At 56.6% G+C, this 17683-nt stretch carries 16 protein-coding genes and 1 pseudogene; 7 read left to right on the top strand and 10 right to left on the bottom strand.

All coding sequences use genetic code 11. The annotated features are described in order from the left end of the window. Positions 1-108 precede the first annotated feature (108 nt). Entirely contained in the window at positions 109-966 is an 858-nt protein-coding gene (locus ACZRJQ_RS05990) for an ATPase (RefSeq protein WP_463977464.1), read from the top strand. Positions 967-1046: 80 nt separating this feature from the next. Here the strand turns inward: ACZRJQ_RS05990 and ACZRJQ_RS05985 are convergent, their stop codons facing one another. After that, positions 1047-2564 (bottom strand): MDR family MFS transporter, encoded by a 1518-nt coding sequence (locus ACZRJQ_RS05985; protein WP_463977463.1) that lies wholly within the window; start codon positions 2562-2564, stop codon positions 1047-1049. Between the two features lie 73 nt (positions 2565-2637). Continuing rightward, positions 2638-3822 carry a 4-hydroxybenzoate 3-monooxygenase gene (pobA, locus tag ACZRJQ_RS05980; protein WP_463977462.1) on the bottom strand — a complete coding sequence of 395 codons (1185 nt, stop codon included), beginning with the start codon at positions 3820-3822 and terminating at the stop codon, positions 2638-2640. A gap of 171 nt (positions 3823-3993) precedes the next feature. Between pobA and ACZRJQ_RS05975 the strand changes: the two genes are divergently transcribed. Beyond that, a complete protein-coding gene (locus tag ACZRJQ_RS05975) occupies positions 3994-4872 on the top strand; it encodes a helix-turn-helix domain-containing protein (RefSeq protein WP_463977461.1) in 879 nt (292 codons plus the stop codon). Positions 4873-5190: 318 nt separating this feature from the next. On the opposite strand, the gene ACZRJQ_RS05970 is transcribed toward ACZRJQ_RS05975, so the two are convergent. Then, complete coding sequence (locus tag ACZRJQ_RS05970; RefSeq protein ID WP_463977460.1) at positions 5191-6096, bottom strand: LysR family transcriptional regulator; 906 nt, start codon at positions 6094-6096, stop codon at positions 5191-5193. Positions 6097-6209: 113 nt separating this feature from the next. Here ACZRJQ_RS05970 and ACZRJQ_RS05965 point away from each other — a divergent pair, with 113 nt between their 5' ends. Together ACZRJQ_RS05965 and ACZRJQ_RS05960 are read left to right on the top strand one after the other, a co-directional pair. Then, a complete protein-coding gene (locus tag ACZRJQ_RS05965) occupies positions 6210-7091 on the top strand; it encodes an MBL fold metallo-hydrolase (RefSeq protein ID WP_463977459.1) in 882 nt (293 codons plus the stop codon). 53 nt (positions 7092-7144) lie between these two features. Next, positions 7145-7744: pseudogene (locus ACZRJQ_RS05960) on the top strand (NAD(P)-dependent oxidoreductase); the annotation flags it as partial. Here ACZRJQ_RS05960 and ACZRJQ_RS05955 read toward each other — a convergent pair. Then, positions 7743-8672 (bottom strand): AraC family transcriptional regulator, encoded by a 930-nt coding sequence (locus ACZRJQ_RS05955; protein ID WP_463977458.1) that lies wholly within the window; start codon positions 8670-8672, stop codon positions 7743-7745. The pseudogene ACZRJQ_RS05960 and the gene ACZRJQ_RS05955 overlap by 2 nt on opposite strands. A 318-nt stretch (positions 8673-8990) precedes the next feature. Between ACZRJQ_RS05955 and ACZRJQ_RS05950 the strand changes: the two genes are divergently transcribed. Together ACZRJQ_RS05950 and ACZRJQ_RS05945 are read left to right on the top strand one after the other, a co-directional pair. Next, positions 8991-9320 (top strand): putative quinol monooxygenase, encoded by a 330-nt coding sequence (locus ACZRJQ_RS05950; RefSeq protein ID WP_463977457.1) that lies wholly within the window; start codon positions 8991-8993, stop codon positions 9318-9320. 41 nt (positions 9321-9361) lie between these two features. Continuing rightward, complete coding sequence (locus tag ACZRJQ_RS05945) at positions 9362-9601, top strand: hypothetical protein (RefSeq protein WP_463977456.1); 240 nt, start codon at positions 9362-9364, stop codon at positions 9599-9601. On the opposite strand, the gene ACZRJQ_RS05940 is transcribed toward ACZRJQ_RS05945, so the two are convergent. Further along, complete coding sequence (locus ACZRJQ_RS05940) at positions 9594-10223, bottom strand: flavin reductase family protein (protein ID WP_463977455.1); 630 nt, start codon at positions 10221-10223, stop codon at positions 9594-9596. The genes ACZRJQ_RS05945 and ACZRJQ_RS05940 overlap by 8 nt on opposite strands. 204 nt (positions 10224-10427) lie before the next feature. Then, positions 10428-10685 carry a hypothetical protein gene (locus ACZRJQ_RS05935; RefSeq protein ID WP_463977454.1) on the bottom strand — a complete coding sequence of 86 codons (258 nt, stop codon included), beginning with the start codon at positions 10683-10685 and terminating at the stop codon, positions 10428-10430. Between the two features lie 374 nt (positions 10686-11059). Here ACZRJQ_RS05935 and ACZRJQ_RS05930 point away from each other — a divergent pair, with 374 nt between their 5' ends. After that, positions 11060-11815 carry a COG4705 family protein gene (locus tag ACZRJQ_RS05930; protein WP_463977453.1) on the top strand — a complete coding sequence of 252 codons (756 nt, stop codon included), beginning with the start codon at positions 11060-11062 and terminating at the stop codon, positions 11813-11815. 131 nt (positions 11816-11946) lie between these two features. On the opposite strand, the gene ACZRJQ_RS05925 is transcribed toward ACZRJQ_RS05930, so the two are convergent. The 4 genes from ACZRJQ_RS05925 to ACZRJQ_RS05910 form a co-directional block, all read right to left on the bottom strand. Further along, positions 11947-13269: an MFS transporter gene (locus tag ACZRJQ_RS05925; RefSeq protein WP_463977452.1), complete on the bottom strand. Its 1323-nt coding sequence runs from the start codon at positions 13267-13269 to the stop codon at positions 11947-11949. 380 nt (positions 13270-13649) lie between these two features. After that, positions 13650-14984: a sigma-54-dependent transcriptional regulator gene (locus ACZRJQ_RS05920; RefSeq protein WP_463977451.1), complete on the bottom strand. Its 1335-nt coding sequence runs from the start codon at positions 14982-14984 to the stop codon at positions 13650-13652. 3 nt (positions 14985-14987) lie between these two features. After that, positions 14988-16742, bottom strand: coding sequence for a sensor histidine kinase (locus tag ACZRJQ_RS05915; protein WP_463977450.1), 1755 nt, complete (start codon positions 16740-16742; stop codon positions 14988-14990). A 125-nt stretch (positions 16743-16867) separates the two neighbouring features. Then, positions 16868-17593, bottom strand: coding sequence for a 4'-phosphopantetheinyl transferase family protein (locus tag ACZRJQ_RS05910; protein WP_463977449.1), 726 nt, complete (start codon positions 17591-17593; stop codon positions 16868-16870). Positions 17594-17683: the final 90 nt, after the last annotated feature.

Below are 17683 nucleotides of genomic sequence, written 5' to 3'. Positions count from 1 at the left end.
CCCTGCAATACCGATGAGCCGACGAAGGTTCAAGGACGATCAAGGTGCGAGCCAGCGGTTTATACTCGCGCCATTCAGCTTTCACTCAGGTTTAGATAAGGTTTTGCCATGCGTAACGATGCCCGCGATGACTTCGATGATGTCCCGACCCTGCGTGCCACTGTGGACGACCACGACGCGCTGGCGCCCACAGCTGGCGCACGTGAGCGCACCACGGTGTACTCGCGCAACACCCCCGTAATCAAAGTAAAAGGCGCGAGCACCGGCCCGTTGTGGGTAATGATTGGCGCCTTGCTGCTGGCGATGGCGGGGCTTGCCTGGTGGAGTTTTCAGCAGATTTCGATGATGGAGCAACAGTTGGTCGCGACCCAGGAAAGCTTTGCTCGCATCAGTGAAGAAGCTGCCGGGCGATTAAAAGATATTTCCGGCAAGGTAGTCGCCAGCGAATCCACCCTCAACAGCGGCAGCGAAGCCCTGAAGCTAGAAATCAAGCAGTTGGAAGAAAAGCTGCTTGAGCAAGGCAAACACCAGCAAGGCGTGGTGGTAGGCCAGCAAGGCGAGTTGGACAAACGGTTTGAACAAATCAATACGGCCATCGTGGCGCAAGTTGCTGCTCAGCAAGAAGGCGCTGCCAAGTTGCAAACTGAGGTGAAAGGTTTGGGGGCAGAACTGGCTGTACTGAAAGCGACACTGGCCGAGCAGAGCAAGTTGGAGGCACAGGTCAAAGGTTTGAGTGCTGACATTGCGACACTCAAAAAACAGGGCGACTCCAGCAGCGCCATTCAGCGTCTGGAGCAAGACTTGATCGTGCTTAAAAGTGAGTTGGAAACCCGCCCGGCAGCCGCGACGACCCAAGGCGCCAATACTGCTGAGTTTGATGCCTTCCGTGGTCAAGTGACCCGCAACATCAACACCCTGCAAAGCCAGATCCAAAACCTGCAAAAGCAAATCAGCGCCAAGCAGTAACGCTTCGCGAGCAAGTTCGCTCCTACAATCTGGCGCAAAGCAGGTAGGAGCGAGCTTGCTCGCGATTCAGTTAATGGGATTTACCGCGCTTTATCTTCACGCCCGCGCAATACCTGATTGGGCATCACAATCGCTGCGCACAGCCCCAACAGCGATATCGCTGCGCTGATGCTCAGCAAATGGCGAAACGTCAACAGCAACTCAGCTCGCAAGTGTTCAAGTGCCGGGCCTTGTACCGCGTTCAGCCCATCGAGCAATACATTCCCCGAACTGCCTTCTCCCAATAGCGGCTGACCTGCCACAGGTGTCAGTACCGAGCCTTGCAGCAGCGTCAGTAGCAAGGCTGACATCAGCGCGACACCCATCGCCCCGCCCAGTGAGCGGAACAGATTGGTGGTACTGGTGGCCACGCCAATATCGCGTTGTTCCACCGAATTTTGCGCCCCTACCAATGAGGTCGGGAACTGCATGCCTGACGCAATCCCGGCAAGCAGCATAAACACGCTACTTAAGAGTTCAGCGCTGGGCGGGCTAAAGGCCATGCCAAAAATGGCGAAAGGCATCAGCGCCGCGCCACCCAAAATCATGGGTTTGTAGTGCCCGGTCACAGAAGTCATGCGCCCTGCAAAGTAGGCGCCCATAGGTAAACCCATTGCCAATGGCATCAGGTGTAATGCTGCGCTGTCGGCCCCTGCGCCCGTGATGCTTTGATAGCGCAACGGCATCAGCACAATTAGCGAAATGGACTGAAAACTGGTGAAAAACACGGTGCACCAACACAACACGGCATTGCGATTGGCAAACAGGTGCATTGGAAGCAGAGGCTCGGTGGCGCGCCGTTCGTGCCACACAAACAACAGCAGTGCGAGCAAGGCTGCCCCCAGCAGCGCCACCACTTGATCGTCACGCCAGCTCTGGCCTTGGCCGATAAAGGTGATGGACAGCAGCAATGAGGTCAGGCCCACGATCATCAGCATCGTGCCCAGATAATCAATTATCGGTTTGCGTTGTGGGACGGGCAGCCCGACCAGCGTGCGATAGGCGATCCACCATGACGCCAGCCCCAGCGGCAAATTGATCCAGAATACCCAGCGCCATGACAGGTATTGGGTCATGTAGCCGCCCAGTACCGGGCCTGCGACACTCGCCACGGCGTACATGCTGCTGAAGTAACCCTGATAGCGCCCGCGCTCGCGAGGCGGCACGATGTCCCCGATGATCGCCTGACTGACTGAAATCATCCCGCCGGCGCCAATCCCCTGAATGACCCGTGCCAGCACCAGTTGCTCCATGTTCTGGGCCAGAGCACAAAACATCGACGCTAGAGTAAACAGGCCCATGCCAAACAACATCAGGCGTCGCCGCCCGTATAAGTCGCCCAGCTTGCCGTAGATCGGCACGGCCACGGTCATCGCCACCATGTAGCCTGAAATCACCCACGCCAGTTGGCTGACATCCTTGAACTGGGCAGAAATGGCGGGCATCGACACCGCAACGATGGTTTGATCCAGTGCTCCGAGAAAGATCGCCAGCATCAAGGCAACCAGAACGCTGCGAATCGCCGGTTTGGATTGGGTTGGGTGATTCAGTGTGGTCAAAAAAACACCTGTGGCGCAGGGCCACAGGGCGGCAAGCCTAGGGCGAATGCCGCTCAGTGTACTCGATAGGTTCCTACTCGATAGCCTCGTAAGGGAGCCCGACGTAATTTTCTGCAATGGTTGTGCGCCCGGCCTCAGAGTCGATGAAATACGCCAGCTCACTGTCAGCAATACGCTGACTAAAACCGTCGCTATCCGGGAAGCGATGCAACATCGACGTCATCCACCACGAAAAGCGTTCGGCTTTCCAGATGCGTCGCAGGCATATGTCGGAGTAGCGCTCCAGCAGGTCGGTGCGTCCCTCGCCATAGACTTTGAGCAAAATGTTGAACAGGGTGCTGACGTCGCTGGCTGCCAGATTCAACCCTTTGGCCCCGGTTGGCGGCACGATGTGTGCGGCGTCACCCACCAGGAACATGCGCCCAAACTGCATCGGCTCGACCACAAAGCTGCGCAGTGGCGCGATGCTTTTTTCGATGGATGGCCCTGTGACCAAGCGCTCAGCCAGGTGAGTAGGCAGGCGCTTTTCCAGTTCGTCCCAAAAGCGTTGATCAGACCAGTCTTCGACCTTTTCTTCGCTGGGCACTTGCAGGTAATAACGGCTGCGGGTGGCTGAACGCTGGCTGCACAGGGCAAAGCCGCGCTCATGTTTGGCGTAAACCAGTTCGTCGTTGACGGGCGGGGTGTCAGCCAGCACGCCGAGCCAGCCAAAGGGGTAAACGCGCTCGAAGATGCTCAACACATCACTCGGAATGGACTGACGCGCCACGCCGTGAAAACCATCGCAGCCAGCAATGTAATCGCAGTCCAGACGCCAGCTTTCGCCGTCTCTGTCGAAGGTGACGTAAGGTGCGTCGGTTTTCATGTCATGAGGTTGCACATTACTGGCGCCGTAAAGCGTCTGTGCCCCGGCACTTTGGCGTGCAGCCATCAAGTCGCGGGTCACTTCGGTCTGGCCGTAAACCATCACGCTTTTGCCGCCTGTCAGGCCTTTGAGATCAATGTGGACTTGCCGATCGTCCAGCGCCAGATCAAAGCCATCATGCACAAGACCTTCGGCGTCCATGCGCTCACTGACCCCGGCCTGGCGCAGTAAATCGACCATGCCTTGTTCCAGCACCCCGGCACGAATGCGGCCAAGCACGTACTCGCCTGTTTGGCGTTCTAGGATGACGTTATCAATGCCTGCGTTGTGCAGCAGTTGGCCGAGCAGCAGCCCTGAAGGGCCCGCGCCGATAATAGCGACTTTAGTTTTCATGATGATTTCTCTCGCAAGCCTCGCGGTGGTCAGCGAGGGCGTTTTTATTGTGTTGTGCTTGTATTTTTCGCTTGCGAGCGTGGCAAATGAAGGTGATATCCACGTCAATACGGGTACTTTTCGACAATTGGTGCGATTATCGCGCTCTGCTTAGTGCTAAAGAGCCGCCTGATGACATCAATTCCGGTTTTTAAACTGTATGGCGAGCAACAAGACTGGCTCAGCCCGGACTTGCTGCACTGCGAAACCATCTCGCTGCGTAGCCGTATCCATGATTGGGAGATTCGCCCCCATCGGCATGCCGACCTGTGCCAGTTGTTGTACGTCCACACAGGGCGTGCGCAGGTGGAGATCGAAGGTCAACAACACGTGTTGGCGCAGTCAGCGATTCAGGTGATCCCGCCGCTGTGCGTTCATGGCTTTCAGTTTTCGCCAAACGTTGAGGGCTTTGTGCTGACCTTGGCCGCGCCCTTGGTGGCGCAGTTGCAAGTGCAATTGGGTGGCTCAATGAGCGCTTTGCAGCGGGCAGCCAGCTACCCGGCATGCCACGACCGGGATTACCTGAACAGCCTGTTCAATGCAGTGCAAAACGAATATCTCGGGGCACAGCCTGCTCGCGACATGTTGTTGCAGTCGTTGATCAGCGTGTTGTTGGTGTGGGTCACGCGGCAGGTGATTCAGCGGCGCGAAGCGCGCCAAGTGCCGCAGCGCGGGCGTGAGTATTTTAGCCTGTTCAACCAACGGGTCGAAGCACAGTTTCGTGAGCAGCCTAATGTTGAGCAACTGGCGCATCAGGTGGGGATTTCAGTGGCGCACTTGAACAGCATTTGCCGCGAATTGTCAGGGCAATCGGCATTGCAGATCATTCATCAGCGGTTGTTGCTGGAGGCCAAGCGGCATTTGATTTACACGCCCATGACCGTCAGCGAAGTGGCTGAAAACCTGGGTTTTGCCGACCCCGCGTACTTTTCGCGTTTTTTCAGGCGCTTGAGCGGCATGTCGCCGAGTGTGTTTCGTGCAGGCCGGACTGACAGCATCAGCCCGGCCTGAAGCGCTAAAAGCATCCTTACCTCAGAGCGCTGAACATGGCATTGCAATGCCCGCCACTGCAACTGGCGGTAAATCCGGTGGATTGTCGTGTTTGTTCGGCGCGATAACACGCACTGGCAAACAGTAAAGCGGCGGCAAACACGATAAAAACAGTCAAGCATGTCGTTCTTGTTTTAGTGGTCATGGCATTCATCTCTCCTGATTCCTATGGAGTCAGACCTAGACTTCACACCCTTGAGGCTAGTTCAGACCCACGCACTTGCCAGATCAGTTGTACGAGTGAGCATGCGTTGCCTCATCCCTCAAACGGACTACCTGCTACAACCACTTGTCCCACGCGGGCACTTCTGTGAAGCGCTCGGCCAAAAAGTCGAGCATGCTGCGCAACGTGGCGGGCATGTGTTTGCGCGAGGCATACACCGCGTAAATATTCATGACTTGCGGTTCGGCATCGGGCAGCAGGCGCACTAATTCGCCTCGTTGCACATACACCGCCGCCTGATAGCTGGGCAGCAGCGAAACCCCCGCGCCAGAGCGTGTGGCGCTCAGCAGCGTGCTGGCTTCGTTGGCGCTGATATTGCCCTGCACCGGGACTGATATTTGCTCGCCGTGCTGGGTGAAATGCCACAGGCTTTTGCCGAAATAAGAATGAGTCAGGCAGTTGTGTTGGCTGAGTTCTGCCACGTGTTGCGGCGCCGGGTGTGCTCGTAAATACGCCGGGGAGGCGCACAGCACAGACCGACAAACGGTCAGCTTGCGGGCGATCAAACTCGGGTCCAGTTCACGGCTAGTGCGTATCGCCAGATCAATTCGCTCGTCCACTAAATTGACCGTGCGATCCAGCATTTGCAGGTCAACGGTGACGTCTGGGTATTGCCGAACATAGTCAGTGACTGCCGCGGCTAATTGCGCCTGGCCAAATGAGGTGCTGACGCTGATGCGTAACACGCCGCGTGGCGCATCGCTGGGCGCGCTGACAGCGGCCTGCATCTCTTCTGACAACGCCAGTAGCTGGCGACAGCGGGGCAGGGTTTCGTCGCCAGCGGCGGTCAAACTCAATTTGCGCGTGGTGCGATGCATCAGGCGTGCGCCAATCCATTCTTCAAGCTCTGCCAGATAGCGCGAGACCACAGGCCGCGACAGGTCTAAATGATCAGCAGCGGCAGATTGGCTGCCCAGGTCGACAACGGTGACGAACACCCGCATTGCGATAAGACGATCCATGATTTGCCCGATTTCTGAAACAAACTATGTCCAAGCATCGCATTTTTTATCAACTATCGTGCATCTAAGCTTTGTCCATCGCCTTACTTGGCATCAAATTTTGGAATGACGTAATGACTGGATTTTCAACCCTTCGCGGTTTTTTGCTGGTTGCTGTGGCGCTGGGCTTTACGGCTCACGCGGCGGCTTCTGGGCCGTTGACGCTGGATGTATACAACCCGGGCGCCACGGCGATATTTCCGGTGTCTTCGGTGTTGGTCAGTGGCGAGAAAGACGCCATTTTGGTTGATGCCCAATTTGGCAAGGCTCAGGCGCAGCAGGTGGTCGACAAGGTTCGCGCCAGCGGCAAGCACTTGACCACGATTTACATCAGTCACGGCGACCCGGATTACTACTTCGGGCTCGAAACCCTGACTCAAGCGTTCCCGGATGCTCAAGTACTGGCCTCGGCCCCGACGGTTGAACACATCACTAAAACCAAGGATGCCAAATTGGCTTTTTGGGGGCCGCAGATGGGGGCTGACGTGCCGGGTCAATTGATCGTGCCCCACGTGCTCAAAGGCAATACGTTGAACCTTGAAGGGCATGAACTGGACGTTATTGGCTTGAACAGCAAGCAACCAGATCGCACTTTTGTGTGGATTCCATCGATCAAGGCTGTGGTGGGTGGTGTTGTGGTGGCGGACAACTTGCACGTGTGGATGGCTGACACCCAGAGCCCTCAGTCACACAAACAATGGCTGGCGACGTTAAAGCGCATCGACAGCTTGCAACCCGCTACAGTGGTGCCGGGCCATTATTTGGGTGAGAGCAACCGTTCGTTGAGCGCTGTGCATTTCACCCGTGACTACATTAAGGCCTTTGATGAGGAAACCTTAAAGGCCAAAAATTCGGCCGAGTTGATTGCTGCGATGAAGCAACGCTACCCGAATTTGGGTGAGGAATCTTCGCTGGAGTTGAGTGCCAAAGTGGCCAAAGGCGAGATGAAGTGGTGAGTTGATTTCAATTGCGGTGGTGTTGTTGCCACCTTCATTTAAAGGAGAACGATATGAGCAAGATTGCAATTATTGGTGCAACCGGTCATGTGGGTAGCCAATTGCTGGAAGAGGCGTTGCGCCGTGGACATAGCGTTACCGCCATTGCACGCCACGCGTCGAAAATTGGTCCCCGTGAGGGCGTGATCATCAAGGAGCTAGATATCAATGATGCCCCTGCGCTGCAAGCTGCGGTGGCGGGCCACGACGCAGTGCTGAGTGCTGCGAATTTTTCGACGTTACCAGCGGCAGCCATCATTGAACCAGTGAAAAAGTCCGGTGTGAAACGCCTGCTATTTGTGGGTGGTGCAGGCTCGTTGTTGTTGCCCGATGGCAGCAAGGTCATCGACAGCCCGGACTTCCCTGAAATGTACAAAGCCGAAGCCAGTGCAGGCGGCGTTTATCTGTAGACGCTGCGCAAAGAAGCAGAGCTGGACTGGACCTTCCTCTCACCGTCAGCCGAGTTTGTGCCGGGTGAGCGCACTGGTAAGTTCCGTCTGGGCCAAGACCATTTGCTGGTCAGTGCTGAGGGTCGAAGCTGGATCAGCTTCGCTGACTTTGCGATTGCGATGCTTGATGAAGTCCAAGACCCGAAACATTCCCGTCAGCGCTTTATGGGGTCATGCGCAAGCGCGCTAAATCCCGCACTGGGGGCGCACCAAACTGGCGACTGTACTCGCGGCTAAATTGCGACGGGCTCTCATAGCCCACGCGATACCCCGCGGCCGAGGCGTCCAGACCTTCGCTCAACATCAGCCGTCGCGCTTCGTTAAGCCGTAGCTGCTTTTGGTATTGCAGCGGGCTCATGGCGGTCATCGCCTTGAACCGATGGTGCAGAGTTGAAACGCTGAGGTTGGCTTCGCGAGCCAAGCTGTCGATGCGCAGCGGTTGCTCGAAGTTGCCGTTAAGCCAAGAAATCGCCCGGCTGACGCGGTGGGTTTGACTGTTTTCGGTGGCGATTTCATACAGCCGATAGCCCTGTGGGCTACGTAATAGTCGGTACAAAATCTCACGACGGATCAGTGGCGCGAGCATGGCGATGTCTTTGGGAGTGTCGAGCAGGCGGGTCAGCCGTAACAAGGCGTCGAGCATCGGCGGGTCAATAGGTTCAACGTACACCCCGCGCCCAGCCGGACGCGAAGGGACGCCGATAGGCCCGGCATCGCTGATTAACGTCGTGATCTCGACTGGGTCGATATCAAGGCGCAAGGCCAATACTGGCTTGTCGGGCGATATTTCAACCACTCGTCCACTGATGGGCATCGAGACTGACACCACCAAGTAATTAAGCGGGTCATAGGCGAACTGCTCGTCTGCCAATCGCACCTCTTTACGGCCTTGAGCCAGGATGCATAACGCCGGTTGCGGCAGGCTGGGCGCAAAGTCGCTGGACTCGCTGTAGCGCGACACAAACAGGGCATCAACCTTTGTGGCGCAAGTGCCATCACTGCGCGTGTGGCGGTCAATGAGATCGGCCAGTTCCACGCGCTGCTTTTCGAGCGCAGGGTCGAGCGCGGGGAGCGGTGGTTCCAACACAGACATGCGGCACATCCTCATTCAAGCAGCGGGGTTGTCACAGCTTAAGTTTGTGCAAGGCTTAGGGGTAGCCAATTTCTGCTGTTGTCTTGCCTGATCCTGTCAGCGTTACACCCTAGATGCGTGTTTACCACGGCCCAGACCGGTGTGATTGCTCGAAAGTCTGATTGCCAGCGGTGGGGCAGTTCTAGCCGGCTGATCATGGCCACAACGAGGATTTGCACGATTGTGCAAGCCAGGGGCAGGAATCGACTAACGCCCCAGCATGCTGCGCCTTAAGCTTTGAACCTTCCCCTAAAACCACTTGCCTGTGTGGAGGCCTCAATGCCCCAGCCCATTGCCGTCAGTCACATGACCGTGGTTCGCGCTCGCGTCGGGTGTTCGGCTCAGGTGCAAGCCTGCTTGAACCAACTGATCGAGCCGACGCTTCGAACGCCCGGTTGCCTGCATTTTGCCTTGCAGCATTCGCGTAGCGACCCTTTGCTGTGGCACGTTGCCGGCTACTGGCAAGATGAACCCTCGATGCAGGCGTATTTCAACTCACCGTTGATGGACGTTTATAGCGTGCTGGTGCAGCAGCAGGTGGTCGAGCGTCTGGATTTTCAGACGTTCAGCGATGCGCAACTGAGCCACGTGCAGATGCGCGCGGGCTAAGCGGGTAGAATGCCGGTTTTTCACTGGCCGAGATGTTAAGCATGGCGCGTAAAGAGTTTGCACAATTTGAAGCCGTATCGGCGGTTGTGCCTGTTGAACCTGGCGTTTATCACGCAGCAATTGCAGTCAAAGCATTGTACGAAGGCGGTGCCCCGCGTTTTCACAAGGTCTTGACTGAGCAAACCTTCAAAACCGCGTCTGAAGCCGATGATGCTGCTGCGCAACAACTGCAAGCCCTGCAAGGCGTCAGTGACGACGCCGAGCTGGTGTGGACTATTTAGCCACCTGCGGGCGGTGCATTTTGAACAACGCCTCGGGGCCTAGCTGGAAATAATCTGCTGGGCCGCCGCCACGCAAAATAGGTTCTGCCGCCGCCGTGTCATAAATCCCGTCTTTAAGCAGCGATTTGGCAATGTGCACGGCCACCACTTCGCCCAAAATCAGCCAGCTTGGCACCCACTCATGGTCTGCCCGCTGCAACTGAATAATCTGCGTCACCTTGCATTCAAACGACACAGGCGTCTCAGCCACACGGGGCACGCTCACAACGCGTGAAGCCACGGTGGTTAGCCCTGCCAGCTCAAACTCATTGACCTCAGGCCCTACCATTGCGCAGCTTTGGTTCATGGCTTCGGCCAATGGGCGGGTGGCCAGATTCCAGACGAACTCCCCTGTTTGCTCAATGTTATTGAGGCTGTCTTTACGGCCCACGCTACAAAAACCAATGATCGGCGGGATGTAATTGAAGGCGTTGAAAAAACTGTAAGGCGCCAGGTTCAACCGCCCTTGCGCATCGTGCGACGAAATCCAGCCAATTGGGCGCGGCCCAACAATGGCATTGAACGGATCGTGGGGCAGGCCGTGGCCCTGGGAAGGTTCGTAGAAATGGATATCGTCATGCATGGGCGTAGTCCGCAAACAACTGAGATAGAGGGGCCATATAGTGCAAGGCATTCAGGCGAATGACAAAGCCTGAGTCTGCGTTGACCTGATCTGCGGCGTTGCAGGCGTTACTTTGCTCGCTTGTTAGGTGAGCGCAGTGCTTCGTTTATTCCGCCCCAAAACGACTAAGCCCGGCCAAGGCCGGGCTGTATGCCAACTTCAGTGTTAGCTGAAGCGGGCGCCGTTGGTGCGGTCGTAGCCATCGGCTGCGAAGGCGGCGGAATGCGTCCTGCTGTAGCCGTCTTCGGCAAAGGTTGCAGAGCCTGTGCGGTCGTAACCGTCAGCTGCGAACGAAGCTGAACGCGTGTTGCTGTAACCATCCTCAGCAAAGGTAGCGGAGTGTGTGCGGTCATAACCATCAGCGGCGAAGGTGTTAAGGGCCAGAACCGAAAGGGCAGTGGCAAGGATCAATTTGGTTTTCATGGTGGAGCTCCTGTTGCGTGTTTGGGTGATTGCTGTCTATGGATCGAATTTTACGCCGATTAATCCGATTAAAAAGCGCATTAAATAGCTGTTAATAATCTATTAATTAGATGTGTTAGGGCGTGTTTAATCATGGCTCGCAGGGTGTTGGGCTTACGGAGGCCGATGCCAACTACGCTGCTTGCCACTGTAGGAATTGTTTGAGTGGAGAGTGGGTCTTCAGAATTAACTGGCCATTAATGTCAGTTAATTCTTATTTGAAGACGGACTTTTCATCTGTGCGTTACCTTTTTTTCACCGCATAAACGCCAGTCTCCAGCGGGCAAAAAAGCCGAAAACCCTAACGGCTTTGCATCCCTTGGAGCCATAACTCAATGAACAAACTTCCTCAAGTTACCCTTGCGTTTTGGGTGATGAAAATTTGCGCCACGACCTTGGGCGAGACGGCCGGTGATTTGCTGTCGATGACCCTGAATGTGGGTTATGCCGTCAGTTCGATGATCCTGATCAGCGTGTTTGTTCTGACATTGCTGACGCAGCTGTTTTCCAAAACGTACAACCCCGTGTTGTATTGGCTGGTGATTCTGTCGACCAGCACTGCTGGCACCACCATGTCGGACTTTATGGACCGCACGCTGGGCTTGGGCTACGCCACTGGATCATTGATTTTGGTGTCGATTTTGGTGGCCATTTTTGCGCTCTGGAAGTGGAGCGGCGAGTCACTCAACGTCAGCAAAGTGCAAACCCCGCGGGGCGAGATGTTTTATTGGATGGCCATTTTGTTTTCCAACACGCTGGGCACTGCGTTGGGAGATTACCTGGCAGATGATTCTGGGCTGGGCTTTGCAGGCGGCGCGCTGTTTATTGGGGCGACTATCGCGCTGGTCGTGCTGGCGCGCTACTTCACCAAAATCTCGTCGGTGGTGCTGTTCTGGGTCGCGTTCGTGCTGACGCGGCCTTTTGGCGCAACCTTGGGCGACTTTCTGACCAAGCCTCATGAAAAGGGTGGGCTGGACTTCGGCACTGTGGGTTCGTCACTGGTCTTGGCGGGGGTTTTGGTACTGATGATCGCAGGGGCGGCGTACGCCAAAAATCGACAAACTCAGCCGCCAGTGGCTGAGTTGTATTAACACTGCACATCACCCCGTAATCGCTGCCGGGCAACGGTTACGGGGTGAGCGTGGAATGTGTCTGCGTCGGTTATGCGGCTGTTGAAAACAGGCGCGTCTAACCTTTGCTCGAAAACATGTCGCGCATACCTTTAGTCAGTTTCGATGCGCGAATGTTTGCGGGTGTCTTTCATGGTGACGTACACCAGCAACGAACAGGCGATACACGCCGTGACGTACCAGTAGTAGCCGGTTTCCATGCCCGCACTTTTGAACCACAGCGCGATGTATTCAGCGGTGCCGCCGAAGATCGATACGGTCAGTGCGTAGGGCAGACCAACACCCAGTGCGCGGATTTCAGTCGGGAACAGTTCGGCTTTGACCACGGCGTTGATCGAGGTGTAACCACTGACGATGATCAGTGCCGCCATGATCAGGAAGAACGCCCCCCACCAAGTGGTGATGGTGTGCAATGTGGTCAGGATTGGCACCGTGAACAGCGTTCCTAGCACGCCGAACGCGATCAAGATTGGACGCCGCCCGACCTTGTCAGACAGCCCGCCTACCAGCGGCTGAATGCACATGAACAGAAACAGGGTGGCGGCCGAAATCGTGGTGGAGTCCGAGATGCTCATGCCCACGGTGTTGACCAAGTACTTCTGCATGTACGTGGTGTAGGTGTAAAACGCTAGCGTACCGCCCATCGTCAGGCCGACAACGGTCATCAGCTCTTTTGGATGGCGCAGCAAAGTGCGCATGGCGCTTTCTTTGGGCTTGACCTTGGTTTTTTTGAACGACTCGGTTTCTTCCATGCCACGACGCAGGTACAGCGCAACCACTGCACACAAGGCGCCGATCACAAACGGAATGCGCCAGCCCCAGCTGTACAGTTGCTCTTCAGTCAGGGTTTGTTGCAGCACGATGAGTACGCCCAGCGCGATGAGCTGGCCCGAAATCAGGGTGACGTACTGGAAGCTGGAGAAGAAGCCACGACGTTCTTTGGTCGCCATTTCACTCAGGTAAGTGGCCGAGGTGCCATATTCGCCACCCACCGACAACCCTTGCAACAAGCGGGCGAAAACCAACAGCACAGGAGCCCAGACGCCGATGGTTTCATAACCCGGTGACAGCGCAATGAGCAGCGAGCCGAAACACATCAGCAATACGGAGGCCATCAACGCGGCTTTACGGCCTTTACGGTCAGCGTACAGGCCCATCAGCCAGCCGCCGATTGGGCGCATCAAAAAGCCGACAGCGAAGATCGCGGCGGTGTTGAGCAATTGGGCGGTGGTGTCGCCTTTCGGGAAAAATGCCTTGGCGAAGTACAGCGAGAACGCGGCGTAAACGTACCAGTCGTACCACTCGACCATGTTGCCGACGGAGCCACTGAAGATCGATTTAATGCGGCTGGAGGTGGTCTTTTCTTTGGGGGATGCAGAGGCAGACCCAGCAGGCAGGGTGCTTGAGTTGTCCATTGAATGGATCCTTGTTTTCTTGGTTTTGTTATAGCGCGACAAAACGCGTGCTTGCGCTGCTTATAGCAGGAGTTGTGCCAAGAAAAAAAAGCCCTGTTTACAAGGGGGTGGCGAGATTGATGAGCGGAAATCCGCTGATGCTGTTGGTGGCGCTAAGCGGAAATCCGCCTATTGGAATGGCGCGTGCGCAGACCACACACCCTGTAGTTGCTGCCCAAGGCTGCGATCGACTGCACAGCAATCGTAAAATCAGGTGCTGCGGTGGGGGGGCGGACGCAGCGCGCCCGAACTCAGCCTTTGGCAGCCACTACAAAAGCACTGTGCTGTGGGGCTATGTTCGATGGTGTAGCCGCCGTAAAGTCAGGCAGTGCGTGAAGCGTTTACGGGGCCTGGGTAAAGTCTTCGCGCACCAGCCCGTGGCGTTGCATCTTTTCGTTTAGCGTGCGGCGGGGCAGTTGTAGCTCATTGAGCACAGCCTTGATATCGCCTTTATGCCGGGTCAACGCCGCGCGCAGACATTGCGCTTCAAACGCTTCCTGTTGTGCCACCAAGGATTGGCCTGCGTCGATTTCATCCAGATGCGGGTCGCCCAAGCCCAGTAAGTGGCGCTCAGCGACGTTAGCCAGTTCGCGCACGTTGCCGGGCCAATCGTGGCTCAGCAGGTGCAACAACTGTGTTCCGGTCAACGGCTGGGCGTTACGCCCCAGGCGTTCGCCAGCGCTGCGGGAAAAGTGCTCGTACAACAATGGAATATCTTCACGCCGCTCGCGCAGCGGTGCCAATCGCAGTTCGGCCACGGTCAGGCGATAAGCCAAGTCTTCGCGAAAGCGCCCCGCACGGGCTTCTTCGAGCAAATCGGGCTTAGTGGCTGCAATCACGCGCAAGTCCACATTGATGCTTTGGTTTGAGCCCAAACGCTCCAGTTTTTGTTCTTGTAACACCCGCAACAGCTTGGCTTGTTGCGCCAACGGCATGCTTTCGATCTCGTCGAGAAACAAGGTGCCACCATCGGCGTATTCGAGCTTGCCCACGCGCTTGCCTTGGGCGCCGGTGAACGCTCCACTTTCGTGGCCAAACAATTCGGCTTCAAACAGCTGTTCAGGGATGGCCGCGCAGTTAAGGGCTACAAAGGGTTTGTCGGCGCGAGGGCCAAAGTCATGCAGGCAGCGGGCGATCAGTTCTTTACCGCTGCCGGTTTCGCCGCGAATCAGCACATTGACGGGTAGCGGCGCCAAGTCCATTACTTGGCGGCGTAAGGTGTGCAAGCTGCGGGACACGCCCAACAAGCGTCCATCGATCAACTCGCGCAAGTCAGCCTGTTCGTGCAAGCGGCGATTTTCGAGTACCAATTGACGTTTTTCCAGGGCACGTCGCAGGCTGCTGAGCAACGCTTCGGGGCTGAAGGGTTTTTCGAGAAAGTCGTAAGCGCCCACGCGCATGGCCTCAACCGCCATTGGCACATCGCCATGACCGGTCAGCAGGATCACCGGCAAGTCTGGGTCCAGTTGTTGCAGTCGAGTCAGCAGCTCCATGCCGTCCATGCCTGGCATGCGCACGTCGCTGACAATCACACCGGGGAAGTGCACGGGTAACTGTTTGAGGCAGTCTTGCGCGCCACTGAACAACTGCACGTCAAATCCGCTCAGGCTCAACCATTGCTCCACGGCGTTACGAATACTGGCCTCGTCATCGACCACAATCACCGAATTGAGCATGTTTCAAATGTCCTGTGCGATGGGCAGTGTGAGCGTAAACAGCGCGCCATCGGTGTGATTGCTGGCAGTCAGGCGACCGCCCAGTTCGTGAACAATGGCGTAAGACACCGCCAATCCTAACCCAAGCCCTTCGCCCACGGGCTTGGTGGTGAAAAACGGGTCAAATACTTTACCCAACTGTGCCTCATTGATCCCGCCGCCACTGTCGCTGACGGTCAGGTGCCACAGTTGTTGATCGGCCGTGATGCAGATTTCAAGGCGCTTGCGCGGTTTGTCGTGCATGGCATCCAGTGCGTTGCGCAATAGGTTGATCAGCACTTGCTCCAAACGAATCGCATCGCCGCGTACCCACGCGGGTCGTATCAATTGAAGGGTTAGCTCAACGGCTTCTTCTTTCAAGCGTGGCTCTAGTAGCTGTAAGGATTGGTCCACCACGCTCGCCAGATCCAATCGTTCGCGCAGGCCGCTTGGGCTTTGTCTGGCGTAGGTTTTGAGATGTCCTGTCAGTGCGGCCATGCGGGTGAGCATCTGCTCCAGTGGGGCCAAGGCTTTGTAGGCGTCTTCGATGCGGCCATGATCGAGTAACAGGCGCAACGTGGCCAATTGCATACGCTGAGCGGTGAGCGGTTGATTGATTTCATGAGCCAACGCTGCCGACATTTGCCCCAGCGCTGCAAGTTTGGCTGATTGCACCAGGCCGTCTTGGGCGGTGCGTAAATCCCGGGTGCGCACTTCGACCAGTTCTTCAAGCTCTTCACGATTGCGTTGACGCATTCGTGCCAGCCGCCAGCGCTGGAATAAAAACAGCCCCAAAAACACCAGCGTCAGCCACAACCCAATGGCGGCCAGTGCAGCATTGCGCCGGTCTTCGACAGCAGCAGGTGGGCGGCGCAGTAAGTGCAGCGTCCAGCCTTCGGCGCTGAGCGGTAAAGAACCCCACAGGTAATCCGCCGGGCCGTCCGGGCCATCAACACGGCTCAAGTAACTGTTGTCGCCAAAGCTGCTTAGAGTGCGGGTGTTCATCAGCGTCAGCGGTTGTTTGTCGTATTGGCGGGTAATGGAGATTTCGTTGCGGTCGTTGTCGTTCAATGGGCGCAAAAGTCGATAACGCCAACCAGGCTGATTGGCGATAAACACAATCCCTCGGGCATCGCTGACCAATAGCGTGTCGTTGCCCTGGCTCCATTCGCGTTCCAGCTCCGGGAACTCCAGCTTGACTACCATCGCCCCTAAAAACTGACCATTGGCGTCGTGTACGGCGCTGGACAGGAAGTAGCCCGGAATCCCGCTGGTGACACCCACGGCATAAAAACGCCCGCTCCCTTTACTGCGGGTTTGCAAAAAGTAGGGGCGAAATCCGTAATTGTTGCCCACATAACTGTTTGAGGTGTTCCAGTTACTGGCGGCAACGGCCAGGCCGGTGCTGTCGAGCAGTTCAAGGGTCGAAGACTTGGCCGCGCCGTTGATGCGCTCCAGCTTGTGATTAAGCGCCGCTTGAACTTGCGGGGTGACAGGGCCGCTCAGTGCGTTGATCAGCTCGGCGTCTAAGGCGAGCACGGCGGGCAGGGCGCGATAGCGCTCAATCAAGGTGTGCAACGAATTGGCATACAGGCTGAGTTGCTCAGGCCCACGCTTGGCGCTGTCCAGCAACGCATGCTCTTGGGCCTGACGCATCGCCCAACTGCCAGCCAAAGCCGCCCCGATCAAAACCAATACGGTATACAACGCCAAGCGCAGAGAACGAGAAGTCACGGGCATGGTTGCAAGATGCTCGATTAGGGGGCGCAAACCATAACATGACGTTGGATCAGGCCAGAAATGTACGCGCGGTTAAGCGAGCAAATAATGATGCAAGTCTATTTTTGCGGGCAGGCAGGCGCATTTTAGGCCTTGATCGCCACCACACTCAGCAGTTGCCCATTGGTCACACAAAACTGAGCGTCCAGCTCGCGACCGTGATGCCATTGGGCAGACAAGTCAGTCAGTAGCCGCAGGCGTATGTGACCCTCGGGCGACCAGCTCAAGACTTCGGCGTGTTCGAAGTAGAAGCGTTGCCCAACGAGGGGGAATAGCGCTTTGAACAGGCTTTCTTTGACGGAAAAGGTCAGGGTCACCCACTGTGCGATCTGTTCGGCAGGCCCCTTGGCCATGCGTTGCAGCTCATCGGGGGTGAGGATCTCTCTAGCCAGACGCTTGGCGCGTTCGTCGCTGAGCAGGTTTTCGAGGTCCATGCCCAGTGCTTGCCAGTCACGCTTAAGCGCCACGATGGCGGCGGCGCGACCGTTGCTGTGGGTGATAGCGCCTGCGATGTGCGCGGGCCAGACAGGTGCGCGGTCTTCGCCAATGGTGGGCGTGGCGTGGGTGTTGTCCAGTTGCAGCAAGGCTGCACGGGCACAGAGCCGCCCGGCCAGAAATTCGGCTTGGCGTTTAGCCACCGAGCGTTGAATACTGGCGGGCATGTCGATGGCGCAATGCTGAAAATCATCGACGTTGAGTAGGGCCGCAGTGAAGTCGGTGCTGACCAGCACGCAACCCGGCAACGCTTGCGGCAAAGGCCAGTCAGTGCGCAGCGGTGTGCAGCAGGCGGGCAAAGTGGGGAGTCGATTCATGCGGCGCATTTTGCCGGGTCTGAGCCAGGCTGGGTAGGCCTTAACCATATTGTTCAGAAAGTGTTCAGGGCTAACGGCTTACTGTGGCGA

The organism is Pseudomonas sp. E315, assembly GCF_055406205.1.
The sequence above is the reverse complement of the archived record's forward strand: the minus strand, read 5'-3'. Positions and strand labels throughout refer to the sequence as shown.

Coding starts and splice junctions, on each gene's coding strand:
- ACZRJQ_RS05990 (WP_463977464.1), top strand. CDS start 109: ATGCGTAACGATGCCCGCGATGACTTCGATGATGTCCCGACCCTGCGT.
- pobA (WP_463977462.1), bottom strand. CDS start 3,822: ATGAAAACTAAAGTCGCTATTATCGGCGCGGGCCCTTCAGGGCTGCTG.
- ACZRJQ_RS05975 (WP_463977461.1), top strand. CDS start 3,994: ATGACATCAATTCCGGTTTTTAAACTGTATGGCGAGCAACAAGACTGG.
- ACZRJQ_RS05970 (WP_463977460.1), bottom strand. CDS start 6,096: ATGGATCGTCTTATCGCAATGCGGGTGTTCGTCACCGTTGTCGACCTG.
- ACZRJQ_RS05965 (WP_463977459.1), top strand. CDS start 6,210: ATGACTGGATTTTCAACCCTTCGCGGTTTTTTGCTGGTTGCTGTGGCG.
- ACZRJQ_RS05955 (WP_463977458.1), bottom strand. CDS start 8,672: ATGTCTGTGTTGGAACCACCGCTCCCCGCGCTCGACCCTGCGCTCGAA.
- ACZRJQ_RS05950 (WP_463977457.1), top strand. CDS start 8,991: ATGCCCCAGCCCATTGCCGTCAGTCACATGACCGTGGTTCGCGCTCGC.
- ACZRJQ_RS05945 (WP_463977456.1), top strand. CDS start 9,362: ATGGCGCGTAAAGAGTTTGCACAATTTGAAGCCGTATCGGCGGTTGTG.
- ACZRJQ_RS05940 (WP_463977455.1), bottom strand. CDS start 10,223: ATGCATGACGATATCCATTTCTACGAACCTTCCCAGGGCCACGGCCTG.
- ACZRJQ_RS05935 (WP_463977454.1), bottom strand. CDS start 10,685: ATGAAAACCAAATTGATCCTTGCCACTGCCCTTTCGGTTCTGGCCCTT.
- ACZRJQ_RS05930 (WP_463977453.1), top strand. CDS start 11,060: ATGAACAAACTTCCTCAAGTTACCCTTGCGTTTTGGGTGATGAAAATT.
- ACZRJQ_RS05925 (WP_463977452.1), bottom strand. CDS start 13,269: ATGGACAACTCAAGCACCCTGCCTGCTGGGTCTGCCTCTGCATCCCCC.
- ACZRJQ_RS05920 (WP_463977451.1), bottom strand. CDS start 14,984: ATGCTCAATTCGGTGATTGTGGTCGATGACGAGGCCAGTATTCGTAAC.
- ACZRJQ_RS05915 (WP_463977450.1), bottom strand. CDS start 16,742: ATGCCCGTGACTTCTCGTTCTCTGCGCTTGGCGTTGTATACCGTATTG.
- ACZRJQ_RS05910 (WP_463977449.1), bottom strand. CDS start 17,593: ATGAATCGACTCCCCACTTTGCCCGCCTGCTGCACACCGCTGCGCACT.